This is a genomic window from Pseudoalteromonas xiamenensis (assembly GCF_030994125.1).
In the GTDB taxonomy this organism is placed as follows: Bacteria; Pseudomonadota; Gammaproteobacteria; order Enterobacterales; family Alteromonadaceae; genus Pseudoalteromonas; species Pseudoalteromonas xiamenensis_B.
This window is the reverse complement of record NZ_CP099918.1, coordinates 545,595-563,842: the sequence shown is the minus strand read 5'-3', so window position 1 is coordinate 563,842 and position 18,248 is coordinate 545,595. Positions and strand designations below refer to the sequence as shown.

Annotated in this window: 13 protein-coding genes and 1 pseudogene; 3 read left to right on the top strand and 11 right to left on the bottom strand. The window is 46.9% G+C overall.

All coding sequences use genetic code 11. The annotated features are described in order from the left end of the window. Positions 1-49 precede the first annotated feature (49 nt). Genes NI389_RS19505 through NI389_RS19485 form a run of 5 tightly spaced genes read right to left on the bottom strand, consistent with a single transcriptional unit; the run spans position 50 to position 7,136 of the window. Positions 50-1,309, bottom strand: coding sequence for a sensor histidine kinase (locus NI389_RS19505; RefSeq protein WP_308363165.1), 1,260 nt, complete (start codon positions 1,307-1,309; stop codon positions 50-52). Next, the gene (locus NI389_RS19500) at positions 1,306-2,724 is read right to left on the bottom strand and encodes a sigma-54-dependent transcriptional regulator (protein ID WP_308363164.1); all 1,419 of its coding nucleotides are present in this window, start codon (positions 2,722-2,724) and stop codon (positions 1,306-1,308) included. Before NI389_RS19500 ends, NI389_RS19505 begins: the two co-directional genes overlap by 4 nt. Positions 2,725-2,759: 35 nt before the next feature. Continuing rightward, positions 2,760-5,177 (bottom strand): ABC transporter permease, encoded by a 2,418-nt coding sequence (locus NI389_RS19495; RefSeq protein ID WP_308363163.1) that lies wholly within the window; start codon positions 5,175-5,177, stop codon positions 2,760-2,762. After that, positions 5,174-5,881 carry an ABC transporter ATP-binding protein gene (locus tag NI389_RS19490; RefSeq protein ID WP_308363162.1) on the bottom strand — a complete coding sequence of 236 codons (708 nt, stop codon included), beginning with the start codon at positions 5,879-5,881 and terminating at the stop codon, positions 5,174-5,176. The genes NI389_RS19495 and NI389_RS19490 overlap by 4 nt, the downstream gene beginning before the upstream one ends. A gap of 16 nt (positions 5,882-5,897) precedes the next feature. Next, positions 5,898-7,136, bottom strand: a complete 1,239-nt coding sequence (locus NI389_RS19485; protein WP_308363161.1) for an HlyD family secretion protein — start codon at positions 7,134-7,136, stop codon at positions 5,898-5,900. Positions 7,137-7,398: 262 nt separating this feature from the next. Between NI389_RS19485 and NI389_RS19480 the strand changes: the two genes are divergently transcribed. Next, positions 7,399-8,121: an alpha/beta hydrolase gene (locus NI389_RS19480; RefSeq protein WP_308363160.1), complete on the top strand. Its 723-nt coding sequence runs from the start codon at positions 7,399-7,401 to the stop codon at positions 8,119-8,121. Between the two features lie 219 nt (positions 8,122-8,340). Next, a complete protein-coding gene (locus NI389_RS19475) occupies positions 8,341-8,964 on the top strand; it encodes a hypothetical protein (RefSeq protein ID WP_308363159.1) in 624 nt (207 codons plus the stop codon). 233 nt (positions 8,965-9,197) lie between these two features. Here NI389_RS19475 and NI389_RS19470 read toward each other — a convergent pair whose 3' ends face one another. Both NI389_RS19470 and NI389_RS19465 read right to left on the bottom strand, forming a co-directional pair. Then, positions 9,198-11,996: a serine/threonine-protein kinase gene (locus NI389_RS19470; protein ID WP_308363158.1), complete on the bottom strand. Its 2,799-nt coding sequence runs from the start codon at positions 11,994-11,996 to the stop codon at positions 9,198-9,200. Further along, positions 11,989-12,528 carry an ECF-type sigma factor gene (locus NI389_RS19465; protein ID WP_308363157.1) on the bottom strand — a complete coding sequence of 180 codons (540 nt, stop codon included), beginning with the start codon at positions 12,526-12,528 and terminating at the stop codon, positions 11,989-11,991. The genes NI389_RS19470 and NI389_RS19465 overlap by 8 nt, the downstream gene beginning before the upstream one ends. Before the next feature lie 429 nt (positions 12,529-12,957). On the opposite strand from NI389_RS19465, the pseudogene NI389_RS19460 reads away from it, so the two are divergent. After that, positions 12,958-13,536 (top strand): annotated as a pseudogene (locus NI389_RS19460) (aminoacetone oxidase family FAD-binding enzyme); the annotation flags it as partial. 25 nt (positions 13,537-13,561) lie between these two features. Here NI389_RS19460 and NI389_RS19455 read toward each other — a convergent pair. From NI389_RS19455 to NI389_RS19440, 4 genes are all read right to left on the bottom strand, one after another. Beyond that, complete coding sequence (locus tag NI389_RS19455) at positions 13,562-16,387, bottom strand: protein kinase domain-containing protein (protein WP_308363156.1); 2,826 nt, start codon at positions 16,385-16,387, stop codon at positions 13,562-13,564. Then, a complete protein-coding gene (locus NI389_RS19450; protein WP_308363154.1) occupies positions 16,380-16,919 on the bottom strand; it encodes an ECF-type sigma factor in 540 nt (179 codons plus the stop codon). Before NI389_RS19450 ends, NI389_RS19455 begins: the two co-directional genes overlap by 8 nt. A gap of 260 nt (positions 16,920-17,179) precedes the next feature. Continuing rightward, positions 17,180-17,449 carry a histidine kinase dimerization/phospho-acceptor domain-containing protein gene (locus tag NI389_RS19445; RefSeq protein WP_308363153.1) on the bottom strand — a complete coding sequence of 90 codons (270 nt, stop codon included), beginning with the start codon at positions 17,447-17,449 and terminating at the stop codon, positions 17,180-17,182. Positions 17,450-17,575: 126 nt separating this feature from the next. Further along, entirely contained in the window at positions 17,576-18,244 is a 669-nt protein-coding gene (locus NI389_RS19440) for a response regulator (protein WP_308363152.1), read from the bottom strand. Between the last annotated feature and the right edge of the window lie 4 nt (positions 18,245-18,248).

Genomic DNA, 18,248 nt, shown 5'->3' with positions numbered 1-18,248 from the left:
TTTTTGCTGTGGAATCAAAAAGGGCATCGTGAATGCCCTTTTTACTTTTTCATTTTTGTATTGGCAGCCTAATCTCAGCTATCGTTCTCTCTTTCGTCTGATATAAGTTCAGTTTCCCGTTGTGGCTTTCGATAACTCGCTTACACCAGACTAAACCGATTCCTTGTCCTTCTTTTTTGGTCGTGAAAAATGGCACGAACAAATTATCTAGATTGCTCAATCCAATACCGTTATCCTGAACTGTTATAGTCGTATAGATGTTTGACTGCTTGATGCACAATTCGACAATTGGCGTGGTTTTCTCAGGATCTCGGGCTTCAAACGCATTTTTGATAAGGTTGATAAGCACTTGCTCGAGTAACGCTTTGTCAGCATAGATAGATTCATTGTTAAACGATACAGTGAGCGAAGGGTAGAGTATCGTCAAATTAAGGCACAGCGATTGAGTGTTAATTGTCGAGGCCGAAAGGGTAATTGGCTTTTCCAGATCCGAGAAGTTTGCGACGAATTGATGGAGTTGTTCACTTCGTTCTACGATGACGCCGAGCATTTGCTTTTGCATCTCATCATTCGAAAACTCGGCTAGGCTTTGTGCAAGTGATTTTATCGGTGTTAATGAGTTTTTGATTTCATGGCTCATTACACGAACAATTTGCTGCCAGCTTTGCTGTTGTTTGGCTGACAAGGCATCTTGTATATCAGTGATGAGCATAAGGGTATGTAATTTACCATCCAACGATATTTGACTAGTACGTAACTGATCACTTTCATTTTTACTTTCTAAACTCCAGTGCTCATTGAAACTAAATCCAAGGGTGTCGAGGCGCTTTAGGCGAACCGATTGCCAGCCATAGCCTAGCCAATTTGAGAGTGCTTCATTGCCCATGATGACGCGGTTATCGTCGTTAATAAGCACAATCGGGCTGTTCATGGATTGCAATAGTTCATTCACCAATAATGCATGACGCTGATTATCGACTTGCCACCGAGAGGCTTGTCTCGCAAGCTTCAATACGTCGTCATGTAAGGACTTGGCTACTCCGGTACTAAATCTGATTTGGCTACGAACATGAGTTTCCCCGTTTTGGATAGCGTCGAGCTGTGTTTGGATGTTTCGATAAGGCGTAAAAAGCGCTTGTTTGAAACGCGAGTATCCCAAGTAACAAAGTGGTAAAAGCAATACCCATAACGTGATGATAAAAAGCGGTCGAGCTTGGTACTGCCACACAAGTATACTGGTAAGTAATGCAATGACTAGCGTCACGGCGAGCGCGACGAGGCGCGTTAGCTGCTCTTGTGACTTAATCAAAGAATACCTTCTTTTTGCTGAAATTCTTTGGCCACAATTTGATACTTCTCCAATCGTCTATAAATGGCGCTTTTGCTAAGCCCAAGAATCGCTGCAGCATTTTCGGTATTTCCGTTGGTGTTTGTGAGCGCTAACTTTAAAAGTTGTTGTTCCGCCTCATCAATGGTCATTAGGGGTAACTCTGCCTCGACTGATTTGTTGAACGAAGGCGGTGTTGAATGCGGATTTTGGACGTGGGCTATCATTTCGGATGTTACGTGAATTTCACTCGACAAAATGACGAGGCGTTCCATTAATTGGCTTAATTCGCGTAGGTTGCCTGCAAAATGTTGAGTGCTCAAATAGCGTTCTGCATCATCGGAAAGTTGTTTTTCCGGCAAGCCATGGGTGTGGCTATGCTTGGCCAGAAATCGTTTGGCGAGCATCGGAATATCTTCGATTCGTTCTCTAAGCGCAGGTACGGTAAGGGTGACGGTATTGAGACGGAAAAACAGGTCTTGGCGAAATACGCCTTGTTCAATAAGCGTTTTAAATGCTTCATTACTGGCACTGACAATTCGCGGTTTCGCGGTCATCGTATGGCTGCTACCCACTTTTTCAAACTCGCCACTTTCTAACACTCGCAATAACTTTGCTTGTTGAGAGGAAGGGGTAGCAGTCACTTCATCCAAGAATAATGTCCCTTCTTTGGCTAGTTCAAAGCGACCTATCCGCGCCTTATCTGCGCCCGTAAATGCCCCTTTCACATGTCCAAACATTTCGCTTTCAAATAAGGTTTCCGTAATAGCTGCCATGTTCACGGCGACAAACGCACCCTGTGTGGCACTTCGTTGATGCAAATAGTGCGCAAATGATGACTTACCAGTGCCATTTTCGCCTAACAATAGGACATTTGCGCGCGTCTGCGCTACGCGTTCCAGTTGCGAAAGAAAGGCGAGCATGGCTGGTGATTGTGTTTCCAGCCACACTTCTTGCAGTGTGTCTTGGAGTTGCTGTTCCAATGCTTGATTACTTTGCTTCAATTTGGAAACTTTGGTGGCATTGTCAATGACTTGAACAAGCCGTTGGTTATCCCAAGGTTTTTCAATGAAATCGCTCGCGCCTTTATGCAGCGCTTGAACAATCAATTCGGTATTTGCCCATGCCGTCATCGCAATGGCGGCAACGCAAGTTCCATTTGATTCGTTAAAAACGGCGAGCTTATCGAGGAAATATAGGCCTTCTGCACCTGATGTCGTATCCAACGCGAAATTCATGTCGAGCAGAACGAGATCAACGGACTTTTGCGCAAGCAGCGCTAAACCGATTGCTGGAGAATCAGCTTCTTCGATTTGATACCCGTAATTGCTTAACAAAAAGCGCGCTGAAAGGCGTACATCTGGTTTGTCATCAATGATTAAAATGGTTGCAGTCATAGCCATTGTTTACGTGGCCGAAGCCACGTTACTCCTTACTCGTTTCTCAGTGCCGAAATAGGGTCTGCTTTAATTATTTGTTTTACTGGAATAACGCACGCAAGATAACAAAATCCAAATAAAACGGCTATGGCGATTGCCACTTGAGCAAATTGCGGCTTGGCATACGTCACAAACAACTCATTAAACACGGTATAGCAGCCAGCACTCAGCAAGAAAGCGACAATGACGCCCGTAAGCAGCGGTTTCAAGGCTTCTTTGACCACCATAGCTAAAACGCGCTTCGGCTTTGCTCCAAGTGCCATGCGAACCCCCAGTTCAAAACGACGCATTTGAGTGCCGTAAGACACAACACCGAAAATCCCAGCACATGCCAATCCCAAGGCGAGTATGCTGAGACCTGAACTTAACGCTGCCGCTAGTTTATGATGGAACACCAACTCGTCGCTCGTTTGAGCCACATTAAGGAATTCAAGCACGGTCGCATTTGAATTAACTTGATTGACCAGATCGATGACTTCTTTACGAGACAGTGCTTGTCCAGATTTAGTGCGGATCATTAGATTTAATCGCAATGTAGAGTATGGCCAATACACGTAGCCCGTAAACTGACTGTGCGTAAAAGCGTTGTAATGGTCATCGACTACGCCAACAATCTCAAACAGATTCTCTGTTCTAAAACCTAACCGTTTACCAATCACTTCTGTTGTACCAAAGACTTGCAGGGCAAGGGCTTTGCTCACGATGATCACCTTCGCTTTATCAACAATCTCGTCAGGAGAAAAGTTTCTACCTGAAATAACAGTTTGTTTTAGCATAGGAAAGTAATTTTCATCCACCGCATTGAAGCCGAATACACCTTGATGTTTACCATCTTCAGTGACGAGAGGGCTCGAAAAGTTGCCTCGACGAATGGGCGAGACAAAGCTTCGCGCTGTTTGATCTATTTTCGGATGATTATTGAGTTTTTGTTGCACTTCGTTGATCAGAGCCATTTTTCCGTCCTTAGATAAATCCTCCCCTGCGGTGACAATTTGGGCGCTGTATGTATTCGTCACATCGACACCGAGAGGGTGATTAGCTAAGGAAAGTGCAGAATGCAGGACGGAAGAACTGGCAATAAGCATCACACCGGTAAAGGCGACTTGTGAGGCAATTAAGCCATTGCGGAGTTGTGGTGAGATCTGCTTTTGAGTGCCTTTACCACTGCCGCTCAAATGCGATTTGAGTTCGTGATAGCGAATCGTGTTTTTGGCGAAAAAGGCGAGTATCAGCGCGAGTAACAGAGCACAAACTAACGCAACGAGCGATACTTGCCAATTGAGACCGAGCTCTACAAGTCGATGTACAGATTCCTTCGCGAGTGACTTCGTGAGTTCTAGAAGCCACGCCGCGACCAGCAATCCCAACGCACTGGCAGTAATCGTAAGTACGGATGCTTCAAGGAAAATACGTGTAAATAATTGTTTGGGTTTAGCACCAATACTGGCACAAATGGCCAATGTTTGCTGTTGTTTAATGAGATGAGAAAGGTATAAATTGATGATGTTCGCCAGCGCAATAACCAACAAGGTGATCGCACCTGCAAAAACGGCGATGGTGATCCTAGCACTATCTCCACGGATCGCATCTTCAAGCGGAGTAAAATGTGCCAGTAATTGGTAGCCATCAAAGGTTTTCGCAACGTCGCTATGGTTTGCCAATGTTTGCTGCATGACGTTGGTGAATTGTGCTTGTGTCGATTGCACCAGATTCGGTGTGTTGATACGTTGAATCGTTGTTAAACTCTTCGAAGCATTTGTCCATTTTTGATCATTTAGCACTTGATTGCCCATCGGCAAATAAAGTGCAGCAGGACCGTAGGGAGCTGATGGGGCTGGGTCCTCTACTTTGTCAGCCATCACGCCGATGATACGGTAAGCTATTTTATTGAACTCAATCGTTTGCCCAATCACCGCAGGCGAACCGGCATATTGGCGTTGCCAATACTCATACGACAACACCACTTCAGGTAGTGCCTCGGTATACCAGGCTGACGGTGAAAAATTCGAGCCCAAATGCAGTGGTAATCCTAGCAATTCAAGGTATTCGTACGTTACATACAGCGCGGACTCCACAGGCTGACTTGCATCGCTCGTTACTTGGCCTTGCTGCTGTTTAATCATCGCGGCTGGTTGATGCAGCGCTTTTGCCTGTTTGTACATCGCCACTTGAGGGGCTTCTAGTTGGCCGCCAATATTGTCTTTCCCCTCGGACTGTAAATTCTGTTGCAATAAGTACAGTTGCTCCGGAGATTTATACGGCAACGGCTTAAACAACACCACTTGGTTTAAGTTTATGGCCGCCAGCAACGCACCTAGAGTTAGAGCAAGCGTTAGCACCATTGTGACGCTAAACGTTGGGTTTTTACGAAGTCCCGCAATGACCTGCTTTAGGATAGGATAAAGACTCATGATGCGGCCCTCAACGTTGGCTGAGAAACGATTTTTCCATCTAACAAATGATACTGTTTGTTGGCAAAATCAGCGTAACGAGGATCGTGTGTCACCATGCAAATGGTGGTGCCTTGCATATTAAGCTCGCGTAATAACATCATGACGGCATCACCGTTTTTCGAATCCAAATTACCTGTTGGCTCATCGACAAGCAAAACGGTCGGAGATCCAACTAAGGCGCGAGCAATTGCGACACGTTGCTGTTGTCCGCCTGAAAGTTGATTGGGTTTATGTTGCTGACGATGCGACATTTCTACTTTTTTTAACGCATTTAGGACGGCCGATTCAATGTCGGCTTCAGATACGGCTGGCTCGCGATAGCGTAAAACGAGCGCAACGTTTTCAAATACTGTTAGCTCATCAATCAAATTAAAGGATTGAAAAACAAAGCCGATTTTTTGGTTACGAAATTCTGCACGACGATTTTCGTCCAACTGACTAACTTCTTCACCCTCAATGAAATAATGTCCCGATGAACTACTATCGAGGAGCCCTAAAATGCTCAGCAGTGTTGATTTTCCGCAGCCGGATGGGCCCGAAATAGACACGAATTCACCCTGTCCAATCGTAAGATTGACCCCTTGAAGAGCGTGTGTTTCTAAGCTATCGGTTAAATATACTTTCGTTAAGTCAGTTAGTTTAATTGCGGGTTGCGACGTCATAGTTATTCCCTCTTTGTTATTTTAATTCGATGTTGGTTTGTTGATATTGATTGCCGATATCCGACAAGATGAATTCATCACCGCGTGCAGCACCGTTTAGCACTTCAATGCGTTGACCGCTTTTTTTGCCAAGTTCAACCCACACGAGTTCTGCACTGTGTTGGTCGCTCGACAGCTTATAAAGCGGTACGCGAGAGTTCGCTTTAGCGTTAACGGGGACGGGCAGAGTCAATACGTTCGCAACCGTGCCTAACTCTATCACAGCAGACACGTTAAGTGCAGGACGCGCATTACTCGGTAAATCGCCAACCAGCTCCAATTCGACTTCAACGTGACCGTCTTGTACTACAGGGTCTATGCGAACCACATTTGCTTGTGCTGAACCACCGCGGGTATCAACAATGGCAGGATGGCCAATGGCGAGATTCTGGAGTTCTTGTTGGGGTACTTTGATTAGGGCAATTAAAGAATCAGTGTTACCAACCAGTGCTATTTGACTGCCGATGTTTAAGCTTTGACCTAATTCAATCGGTAAGGCTTGTAACACGCCATCAATACCCGCTGTTACGTTTAAGCGGGCTTGTTGGTTTAGAGCAAGAGAAAGCAGGCTTTGTTTTTCTTCTAGTTTTTGAGATTCTATCTGTTCTTTCTGTTTGAATAACGCTTGGCTTTTTCTATCTCGTTTATGTAAATGCGACAATCGCGCTTCAAGTTTTGCCACGTTGGCTTCGCTATTTAATAAATCTAAGCTTGAAACGACCCCCTCTTTTGCCAAGTTTTTTTCTGCATTTAAACGTGTTTTAGCTACGTTCAAATCAAGGGTAACTTCTTGAATCTCCTGTTGAACGCCAAGTTGTTCTTTTTCAAAGTTCAGTTGAAACTCAGCCATCACCGCTTTTTGAGCATTTACGGTCATTTGAGCGGTTGTCACATTTTGGTCTATCTCAGGATTACTCAACCGTACGATGATCGAATTCTTATTGACCAGTGCACCTGGTTTTAAACGTATTTCTTCAACTACCGCTGAAAACGGTGCGGTGAGAAAACGTTGCGCTTTCGATTGCAAGACGCCAAAACCAGAGGCTTGAAGTGACAAGTCTCCTTGAGTCACTGAAGCCAACCAGAGTTTATCTCTAGAGATGTGTGTCGTTGCTTCGCCCTGCAAGAGCCAAAACGAAGTTAGAATAACAACTGCAACTGCAGGCCATGTTATCCAGGTTTTTGAGTTAGGTTGGGTTGTACGTATTTTGTCCACTGTAACGCTCCATAATTACGATTAATAATAAGGAGCAAGCCAAATGCCAATGTTTAAATTGTTTTAATACAATGTGTTATGAAATTCTTAAGCTGTCAGGCGGATCAGATTTTCGAAATCGGGAAAACGTGTTTGACGATATTGGGAATTTTACATTGAAATTCAGTCAGGCCACTTCAGTTACGCCGTTTGATTTGTCGCGTATCTACTTCTGAACTACAATCGCCTGAAAAATAGAACAATAAAAATAAGGACATATCAAATGTTACTTGCGATGCTTGCCGCAGCAACACTTGGCGAATCATCTTTTCCTGAGTCGCTGGTGGATGAAAGACGACACCGTACCATTCCAATTGAAATTCACCTTCCAGAGAACGAAGCTCGTTGTACGTCACAGCAACGCTGTAACGTTGCCTTTATAAGTTCTGGTTATGGTGTTCCACACAATAAATACCAATTTATCGTTCGTTCTTTGGTACAACGTGGTTTTATGACGGTGTCAATTGGTCATGAGTTGGAGCAAGACCCTGACTTGTCTCCTGTGCAACCGTTTTATGCGACACGCGCTGAAAATTGGCAACGTGGCGCACAAACACTTACGTTTGTTCGAGAATCGTTAGAACCCGTTTTTAAGTCCTATGATTTTGAGCACTTATGGCTGTTTGGTCACTCGAATGGTGGTGACATTTCAGCGTGGTATGCAAACGCAACGCCGAAATACGTTGCTGCGATAGTGACGATTGATAGTCGACGAGTGCTATTGCCTCGGAACAAGGACATTCGTGTCTTGTCGATTCGAGGAAGTGATTTTCCTGCAGATGCAAATGTGCTTTATTCCGACAGCGAACGCGCAACTTATCCTGTATGTGTAAAACAAATTCCAAATGCTCGTCATAATGATATGTCGGACTACGGCCCCAATTGGCTTACAAGCACAATGAGCAACGCTGTTTCTGTGTTTATTGAAAACCAATCGTGTAAATAACGTCTGGTGGTCGGTATATATTTGAAGAAGTTTTTGATGCACCTCTTTAGACATGTTTAGGGCTTCAAGAACAATTTGGATTAAGGAGCCGGAAAATTATTTTTAATTTTCGTTAAATGGTGTGGCGGTTCTATTTGTGTAAATGCGTAATTAATTATACAGCTCAAGTTGCAGTTGACTTGAGCCTTTTTAATCACGCAACACAAGTAAGGATCGATAATGCAAGATAAAACCATCGCAGATACAATGAATTTGACCATTGACTTCAATGATATCGATGATGGTCAGTTTGCAGACGTAATTGAAAAAATCCGTGCAGAGCGCAGAGCTCTACTGAAAGCAACTCAAGAAAAATACGCTAAAAGTCGAGCGCAAAAAGCGCTTATCGAGCAGCAAAAGCAAAGGCTGAGAGTTCAACTACAATGTTTGTATGGCGCTGTAGTACTGATCATGCTGAGTCTGGGTTGGGTTTTCTCAAACTCAGAAGGAACAATACCCAGCCTTGATGAGCCAGGTACCACCCATCGTACAATTGAGATGACCCGCGACCATCGACTTGATGACACTCAATTATCACAGGTTGAGCGTTACTTTACGGCAAAGTTTCTGGTCGGCGATTGGCGTTTTCGCGGTGCCAACGCAGAAGGAAACGGGATAACGATACATATCGAAATGCCGCAGCCTTTATCTCTAGAGCCTCATTATCAAAGAGAGTATATCCGTAATTCGTTATGTCCAAAAGGGGATAGTGAGCTTTGGTTGTCTGTCGAACCGGCAGATCTAACTATTCACCTTTACTCGGATCACCCAAGCCGAGGCCAATCGGCTCTCTGTGCCAGTTAAATCGTGGTGGTTAATGGGGGGAATTGTTTTCAAAACAATTCCAGAAAACTATCGCGCTGAATTGTTAAGCAAAATCAACTCGAGATTGCCACACAAAATCATTCCTCATCGAACGGAGTGGGCATCGTTGTCTGAATCGATGTTGCGCTGAGCTCCGATTTGTAACTAGTGACGTGTTCAATTAGCACTTAAGTAACTAAAGACGCCTTTTTAGGCGTCTTTATTGTGCCCTTTTATTTTAAACGATTAACTCTGTCCTGCATTTGACGATAAAATCCAGAATCTTCAGGTATTTCACCTTTAACTTCGCTCAGGCTTCGGCGCATCAGCTCGATTCCCGAGGTGTCACCAGTCATAAATCTTGCTTCACCGAGCTCGGACTCGATGAAGGCAAGGAGAGGCACTCGTTCAGAATAAATTTCCGACACGCGGGCATGGTATGCCTCGAGTTTGTTGAGCGCATCGGGCCAATCTTGCTTAGCAAAAGCAAGGTCGATTTCGACTTGATCCAAACTTAGATGGGATCCTTCGCTGCGTTTGAAGAAGTGATCAAAACTGTCTCTCGCCTTGGCGATATGAGCCTTGGCTTCATCAAAGCGGCGTTCCTTGATAGCAATTTTTGCCAGTCGCTCATGTGCGCCGCCGACGCCATAATCATCTTCGCCATATTGCTCCGCATTCATACTGCGGATTTTTTCAATCAGCGCCAATCCTTCCTCTCTTTTGCCTTGGTAGACCAACAATTCGCCATAGAGACTACGTGCAAAGAAGGCGATGGAGGAAGTGTCTGGAAGATTTGCAGTAAACAACGAAACGGCTTTGCTAAGATCGGCAAACGCTTTGTCCGTCATGCCGACGAAGTGATAAAGATAGCCGCGATCGGAAAGCACGCGGGCGTTCGATACGGCCTCTTGGGATTCTGCATCAATGGCTTCTGTCATGATGTCAATTGCTTGACGATAATGACCCATGCGCCTAAGCAGGCTGCTATACAATCGAGCAGTAAAACGATATTGGGGATGTTGAACAGAATAAATGGCTTTCGAAGCTTGATATGCCTTCGTCAGCGCCTCTTTTGCTTCTTCCATTCGACCCAATCGCATCAGTCCTTGGCCGAAGTTTTGGTAGCTGTAGAGCGTGTCCGGGTGTTGATCGCCAAAGTAAGCCAGTTTTTCCTTGAGCAACTCACGTTGTAAGTTCACCGATGCTTCGAAGTTGGCCTGGTCGTAATAAGATGTCGCGAGCCTACTTTGAATTCGAATACCCTGTTCGATATCACCACTTTTCAATAGTTTCCATTGGCTATAGGCATTTTGGAAATATTCTGCAGCTTTGACTGGCTTGCCTAGTGCGAGTTGAATCTGGCCCTTACGATACGTTATGTCGACGGAAAGTTCGTTGTTTTCATTGGGCCTTAACTGAGCTTCTGCTTGCTCAATAGTGTGCCATGCGCTATCCAGAACCCCAGCTCTATCATAGTACTTAGCTAAATCCACCAAGGCTCGTGTACCTTGCTCAGGATTTGGGTCGCCTAAACGTTCATCGAGTTCGATTGCGTCGAGTTGCAATTGATAAGCGTCTTTGGGTTTGCCGATCAGATCACTGACCTTAGCTAAGGAGCTAAGCAATTGCGCCTTAACCTTTGGTTCCTCATGGAGTGAGTTGCGAGTTGCTTCTGTGGCTTGTGATAACAAGTCGTCAACATTGACGGTTCGACCCTTCGCATTTTCAGGTGATGCACCGGAAAACACATCCATTAGCAGCTCTGTGACCCTCATAGCAGCATTGGCTTGACGTTTCGCTTCTTGACCGGAAATGACCAAATCGTTGCGCTGTTGAGTCAATGTTTGGTTTAGTCGGTTAGTCACCACTAGTCCCGTTGTCATGGCGATGATAAGCGCTGAGCTCAACACGGCGGCAAGGGGATGGCGTTTGAGTAATTTGCTGAACAGATAGACAGGGGTTGAACGGGTTGCCGACACCGCTTGTCCTCTAAGGTAACGTTTAATGTCTCGGGCAAGATCCGAGGCGCTTTGGTATCTGTCTAGAGGCAGTTTTTCAAGGGCTTTGAGGGTAATATTGTCGAGATCTTTGCTTATGCGATGTTGGAAATCGCTTGGCGCTTTCGGTTTGTCACGGCAAATTGATTCGAGAGTGGCAGCCATCATGTCTCGGTCAACTGTGTGTGGCGAGTGCCCTGTGAGCAATTGATATAGCAGTGCACCGAGGCCATAGACATCAGTGGCGGTCGTTGTTGGCTCGCCGAGGATTTGCTCAGGACTGGCGCAGGACAGTGTCATGGCCATGATGCGAGCGGCATCGGTATCTTCTTGGCCATGTTGTAGTACTCGGCTTGTGCCGAAATCAAGTAGCTTTACAACGCCTTCACGGTTTACCAAAATATTTTCGGCTTTGAGGTCACAGTGGATTATTAAGCGTTGATGTGCGTAGCTGACCGCATCGCAGACGTGTAAAAACAGATCGAGTTTTCGTGTTAAAGACAGCTGTTGTGATGCACAGTAGTCAGTCAGATTTTGACCTTCAACATACTCCATGACGAGGTAAGGTCGCTTGTCGTCGGTGACGCCACCATCAAGTAACATGGCGATATGGGGATGCTGTAGCTTAGCTAATAGTTGACGTTCCGTAGAGAAATGTTGAAGATCGTCCGCGGCGGAAAAACCAGGCGCGAGTTTGATAGCGACAGTTTGTTCGTATTGCCCATCGGCACGTTCAGCTAAAAACACCACGCCCATGCCACCGGCGCCAATTTCTTCAATGATGCGATAAGGGCCAAGTAGCTGCCCCGATTGCAATTGTTGACCTAGTTCGCGAATGTGTTGGCCGATTAGTTGTTGTGCATGACCCGCAAGATGGATGGTCTTGGTCGAGTCTAAGTGGGCCAGCAAACGTAAGACTTCATGTTGTTCTTCCTTGCTACAACCACTTTGTTCTAGGAATTTTTGTCGTTCCTCGACGGCGAGATCAATACAGTCGTCGAACAGCACTTTAACACGTTTGAGATCAAGCATAATCTGGGCTATTACCTTTACTTAGTCGGTCGTATAAAAATGCGCGAGCGAACGTGAGTTCCCGTTCGACAGTCCGCAAGCTGAGGCTAAGTGTATCAGCGACCTTTTGCTGTGGAAAGCCGGCGAAATAATGAAGCTCAACGATTGACTCCATACGATCGCCAACGGTACAAATTTGCTTGAAACACTGTTCAACCGCCAGTAACCCCTCGTTTTCGTCATCTTCACTGAGCAATTCGTCAAGCCACTGGGTTTTTACGGCGCTGCCGCCGCGCTTGGAGGCCGACTTGGCACGGGCGTAGTCGATCAGTAAGTGACGCATCGCCTTGGCGGCTGTGCGGAACAGGTGTTCCTTGCTTTGATAGCTGCCATCGGCTTCGATCAGTTTTACACAGGCCTCATGCACTACCTCAGTGGTTTGCAATGTAATGTTGTTGCCGTATTGGGCCAAAATACGGTTGGCGCACGCCTTAAGTTCCCTGTAAAGCGTCGGGCTTACCATTAAGTCGGCGGGGGTAAGTTGGGTATCCATAGCTTAGACCTCTCTAGCTGATATTGGCAAAGCTGACATAAGCTCTGACGTTTTGGTCGTTGATTTGCATTCCATGTTGCAAGGTTCAACTTAAGAAAACATTAAGCGTTAAGTTCCATTTGACACGGCGAAGAGAAATCAGACCATTGATTATCTCATGTTCAAACTCGCGCGTCATGGAGTCGTACGCACTTGCGCCGCTGACCTTACGCATCGCGGTGCTAATCAAATGAAAGCACACTAAGTTCTCAAGCAGTTTTTCACTTTGTTTTAGCCTCTTTCAGCAGCTCGTCCATCAGCTGCTCGATTTCCTGGCATTTCGCATCCAGCCGAGCAAACGCCAGTAGATGGGGGTCAGGTCTAGAATTGTGCAGATTGCAAAATTCTAGACCTGACCCCAAAAATTCCATGACCCCAAAATTCCAAATACGTTTTGATGGATTATCAGGTATCAGCATTTTTTGTGAAGTAAGTAGCGAATGCGGCACCACATTCAAAGAGAACATTTTATTTACCCACCGTGGCCTGTCAGGCCCTGCTATATTGCAAATATCGTCATTTTGGCGAGCTGGGCAGGCGGTGACAATTAACCTGTTGCCAGAGCTAAACTTAAGCGAAACCATACACCAATGGCGCAGTGAAAGTGCCAGTAAATCATTGAAAAACGCCTTAAGCGCAATCCTACCTAAGCGTTTTGTGGAAGTATTGATTGCTGAGCAAGCCATCCCTGACAAAGCCCTAAACCAGCTAACTCACAGTGAAATAGACGTCATTGCCAACTACCTCCACAATTGGCAAATAAAACCCAACGGCACCGAAGGCTACCGCACCGCCGAAGTGACACTCGGCGGCGTAGACACCGACGAGCTCAGCTCAAAAACCTTCGAAGCCAAAAAACAAAAAGGCTTGTACTTTATCGGCGAAGTCACGGACGTGACAGACTGGTTAGGCGGCTATAACTTCCAATACGCATGGAGCTGTGGATTTGCCGCAGGGCAAGCGGTTTAGAGATGCGTTTCAAATTAAGCATGGTTTATCCACCCGGCGCCGCTTGGTTTAGGTTTATGCCGACCAAACGGGCAGTCTGCTGTGCAATTTGATGGTACTGCGACTCGGACGTCAGCTTGCTTTGCAACAAGTGCGCGGCGGCTGCGACTATTTCGCGGGCATTGTTGGTTTCACCCAGATGCCACAAGGCCTGCGCATCTTTAAGGCGGATTAATTGGCCCTCGACTGAACCCGGGGGATGGTATTTATCCGTCAAGTCCCAAGCCCGAGCTAGCACCTTGTGGGCCTTATGCCATTGTTGCGTCGCCAAATAGTGATCGCCTTCGATACGAAGCAAAGTGATATGGGCCACATGCTCTGGTGGGAAGTGAGCTTCGAAATTGGCTTTGGCAATCTGTATCTTGCGGCCTGCTTTTTCGAAGTCGTGATTGTTGAGGGCGACTGCGCCCTGCAGTAGTGCAACCAGACCCAGATTGTAGTCACCTTTTGGGAACTGCTGCTCGGCCTGAGCATAGAGCGCCTCAAGTGACAGTTCAGCAATGTCGGCTTCACCGAGAAAAGAGCGACTGTATGCCAGGAATAAGCGAGCCGGGAAGGTATCTAGGCTGGAATCTGGGTAATGGGGTCTTAACAGGCTTAACGCTTGTTCGAAATCGTCCTTACTGGCGTGAAAGTTGCCCATTTCTAGGTGAGCCTGACCTCTGTCAGAGTGATAATTACCCAGCGTGATGGGGTTGGTCAGACCGCCCGCCAGCTCTTTATTGAGAAGATCGATTTCTTCCTGATAGCGGCCCAGATCGGTGAGCAGATAGACATAAGACTGGGTCACCGCCTGATTGAGTTGCGAGTTTGGCTCAAGGATCCTGTCGGCCAGTTGATAGGCACGCACTATGCTGGTTTCAGCCTTGTCATAGTCACCGAGGTGACGGTAGTTGTTGGACAACATCCTCAGGGTATTTAGGTTCTGCGGATGATTTTCACCGAATAATCTCTGTGTGTCAGCTAACAGCGCAGTCAGTATCTCTATGGCCTGAGTAAATTCTTCTGCATAGTAATGGATGTAGGCAATTTGAAAACGGATCTCCAGTGGCGTCGTTTCTTGTTCGTCTTGATGTTGCTGCCAATACGCATCAGCCTTGTGATAATAGTCCTGAGCCTGGTCGAATTGGCTTTGTTTTGTAAAGTAGAGACCCAGATAATAATCCACCAACGCCCGATCTTGTCCGCTGACATCGGGAGCGTGTGCCATCAGCTCCCCTTGGCGCAAGTAGTTGAGCGCTTTATCAAATTGACCTGCGATGATATAGGCATTACCAAGTTCAGCGAAATCGGCCACGGTTGGTTGCCCGCCATTTTGCTGTTTCAATTTGAACGCTTCTTCCATCAGGGCGACGGCCTGTTGATCCTCTCCTAGGTTGTTTTGCACCTTCGAAAGTACCCCTAGCAGACGGGATTTAATATCAGGTTGTTGCGACAAGGTATTGCGGGTTTTGCTGATCGCGGTATCGACCAGCTTAGCAATACTGATGGCTTCACCTTGGGCGTTTTCTGGTGAGGCTGCTTCAAACATGTCGGTCAAAAGCTCTATGACTTTTTCCGCCGTATGGGTTTGTTGTTGCAGACCTTTTTGGGTGGCAATCAGTTCGTCTCTTTGCTTTGTCAGGCTTTGATTGAGGCTGTTGGTCACCACCAATCCCGTGGTCATCGCGATGGCCAGAGCCGAGCTCAACACGGCGGCAAGGGGATGGCGTTTGAGTAATTTGCTGAACAGATAGACAGGGGTTGAACGGGTTGCCGACACCGCTTGTCCTCTAAGGTAACGTTTAATGTCTCGGGCAAGATCCGAGGCGCTTTGGTATCTGTCTAGAGGCAGTTTTTCAAGGGCTTTGAGGGTAATATTGTCGAGATCTTTGCTTATGCGATGTTGGAAATCGCTTGGCGCTTTCGGTTTGTCACGGCAAATTGATTCGAGAGTGGCAGCCATCATGTCTCGGTCAACTGTGTGTGGCGAGTGCCCTGTGAGCAATTGATATAGCAGTGCACCGAGGCCATAGACATCAGTGGCGGTCGTTGTTGGCTCGCCGAGGATTTGCTCAGGACTGGCGCAGGACAGTGTCATGGCCATGATGCGAGCGGCATCGGTATCTTCTTGGCCATGTTGTAGTACTCGGCTTGTGCCGAAATCAAGTAGCTTTACAACGCCTTCACGGTTTACCAAAATATTTTCGGCTTTGAGGTCACAGTGGATTATTAAGCGTTGATGTGCGTAGCTGACCGCATCGCAGACGTGTAAAAACAGATCGAGTTTTCGTGTTAAAGACAGCTGTTGTGATGCACAGTAGTCAGTCAGATTTTGACCTTCAACATACTCCATGACGAGGTAAGGTCGCTTGTCGTCGGTGACGCCACCATCAAGTAACATGGCGATATGGGGATGCTGTAGCTTAGCTAATAGTTGACGTTCCGTAGAGAAATGTTGAAGATCGTCCGCGGCGGAAAAACCAGGCGCGAGTTTGATAGCGACAGTTTGTTCGTATTGCCCATCGGCACGTTCAGCTAAAAACACCACGCCCATGCCACCGGCGCCAATTTCTTCAATGATGCGATAAGGACCAAGTAGCTGCCCCGATTGCAATTGTTGACCTAGTTCGCGAATGTGTTGGCCGATTAGTTGTTGTGCATGACCCGCAAGATGGATGGTCTTGGTCGAGTCTAAGTGGGCCAGCAAACGTAAGACTTCGTGTTGTTCTTCCTTGCTACAACCACTTTGTTCTAGGAATTTTTGTCGTTCCTCGACGGCGAGATCAATACAGTCGTCGAACAGCACTTTAACACGTTTGAGATCAAGCATAATCTGGGCTATTACCTTTACTTAGTCGGTCGTATAAAAATGCGCGAGCGAACGTGAGTTCCCGTTCGACAGTCCGCAAGCTGAGGCTAAGTGTATCAGCGACCTTTTGCTGTGGAAAGCCGGCGAAATAATGAAGCTCAACGATTGACTCCATACGATCGCCAACGGTACAAATTTGCTTGAAACACTGTTCAACCGCCAGCAGCCCCTCGTTTTCGTCGTCTTCACTGAGCAATTCGTCAAGCCACTGGGTTTTTACGGCGCCGCCACCGCGCTTGGAGGCCGACTTGGCACGGGCGTAGTCGATCAGTAAGTGACGCATCGCCTTGGCGGCTGTGCGGAACAGGTGTTCTTTGCTTTGATAGCTTCCATCGGCTTCGATCAGTTTTACACAGGCTTCATGCACTACCTCGGTGGTTTGCAATGTAATGTTGTTGCCGTATTGGGCCAAAATACGGTTGGCGCACGCCTTAAGTTCCCTGTAAAGCGTCGGGCTTACCATTAAGTCGGCGGGGGTAAGTTGGGTATCCATAGCTGGGACCTCTCTAGCTGATATTGGCAAAGCTGACATAAGCTCTGACGTTTTGGTCGTTGATTTGCATTCCATGTTGCAAGGTTCAACTTAAGAAAACATTAAGCGTTAAGTTCCATTTGACACGGCGAAGAGAAATCAGACCATTGATTATCTCATGTTCAAACTCACGCGTCATGGAGTCGTACGCACTTGCGCCGCTGACCTTACGCATCGCGGTGCTAATCAAATGAAAGCACACTAAGTTCTCAAGCAGTTTTTCACTTTGTTTTAGCCTCTTTTAGCAGCTCGTCCATCAGCTGCTCGATTTCCCGGCATTTCGCATCCAGCCGAGCAAACGCCTCGTCGGTGTTGTCGTACATACCGTCCTGAAGGGCTTCAACATATAATTTGATAACGGACAGCGGCGTGCGTAACTGGTGGGACAGGGTCGCCAGAAACTGCGCCTTTTTGGCTTCGCCCCCTTCTTCGCTCAGAGGGCCTTTGCTGCCATACTCTGGTAAGCGGGTTGCCCTGTCGGGGTGTTTCATCGGTTTTCAATCGCCATGTAAAATAGGTTCAATGCGAATTAAAACACACAAATATGCACTGAGAATGCAGAGGGGGAGTTTTTGGCAGTGAAATCGTCTGCAGCGGGATCCTGAGAATGGCCGGAATCAACTCATCTCAAATTTATATCCTGCCCCGTAAATCGAGCGGATCAGGTCCTGTTCAAGGGGGAGTTTGGCGAGCTTTTTACGGATGTTGCGGATATGGCTGTCGACGGTGCGTTCAGAGGTGTCGCTGTATTCTTGGTACACCAGATCCAAGATCTGTTGGCGGGAATAGATGCGATTTGGGGTTGAGTACAATAGATGAAATAGCTTGAATTCAACCGCCGACAATTCGACGGTCTCATCGTTCAGGCTGATCCTAAAGCTGCAGTTATCGACCGTTAGGCTGTGTTCCGGTTGCAGGGGGCGATTCAGCCGCCTGAGCTGCACTTTGACTCGGGCGACCAACTCCTTAACCGAATAGGGCTTGCAGACATAATCGTCCGCGCCGATTTCAAGGCCCACCAGTCGGTCAACTTCTTCCACCTTGGCGGTGGTGATAATGACGGGCACAGCACTAAAGGCGCGAATTTCCCTGCATACGTCCAGCCCCTGTTTGGTGGGCAGGTCGAGATCCAGCAATACCACTTCAGGCTCGTTGGCCCTGACCCAGTCGGCTACACCTATCCCGTCTGCAAAGTATTGCGTGTTCATGCCTGCAGCATGCAGGTACAGGGTAACTATGTCGGCAATTTCCTGATCGTCTTCAACGATCACTATGGTGTCTGTCATGGGC

What these genes read in the sequence shown, in the direction of transcription:
- NI389_RS19500 (WP_308363164.1), bottom strand. Translation starts at nt 2,724, where the DNA reads ATGACTGCAACCATTTTAATCATTGATGACAAACCAGATGTACGCCTT.
- NI389_RS19465 (WP_308363157.1), bottom strand. Translation starts at nt 12,528, where the DNA reads ATGGATACCCAACTTACCCCCGCCGACTTAATGGTAAGCCCGACGCTT.
- NI389_RS19470 (WP_308363158.1), bottom strand. Translation starts at nt 11,996, where the DNA reads ATGCTTGATCTCAAACGTGTTAAAGTGCTGTTCGACGACTGTATTGAT.
- NI389_RS19440 (WP_308363152.1), bottom strand. Translation starts at nt 18,244, where the DNA reads ATGACAGACACCATAGTGATCGTTGAAGACGATCAGGAAATTGCCGAC.
- NI389_RS19450 (WP_308363154.1), bottom strand. Translation starts at nt 16,919, where the DNA reads ATGGATACCCAACTTACCCCCGCCGACTTAATGGTAAGCCCGACGCTT.
- NI389_RS19480 (WP_308363160.1), top strand. Translation starts at nt 7,399, where the DNA reads ATGTTACTTGCGATGCTTGCCGCAGCAACACTTGGCGAATCATCTTTT.
- NI389_RS19490 (WP_308363162.1), bottom strand. Translation starts at nt 5,881, where the DNA reads ATGACGTCGCAACCCGCAATTAAACTAACTGACTTAACGAAAGTATAT.
- NI389_RS19455 (WP_308363156.1), bottom strand. Translation starts at nt 16,387, where the DNA reads ATGCTTGATCTCAAACGTGTTAAAGTGCTGTTCGACGACTGTATTGAT.
- NI389_RS19475 (WP_308363159.1), top strand. Translation starts at nt 8,341, where the DNA reads ATGCAAGATAAAACCATCGCAGATACAATGAATTTGACCATTGACTTC.
- NI389_RS19495 (WP_308363163.1), bottom strand. Translation starts at nt 5,177, where the DNA reads ATGAGTCTTTATCCTATCCTAAAGCAGGTCATTGCGGGACTTCGTAAA.
- NI389_RS19445 (WP_308363153.1), bottom strand. Translation starts at nt 17,449, where the DNA reads ATGAAACACCCCGACAGGGCAACCCGCTTACCAGAGTATGGCAGCAAA.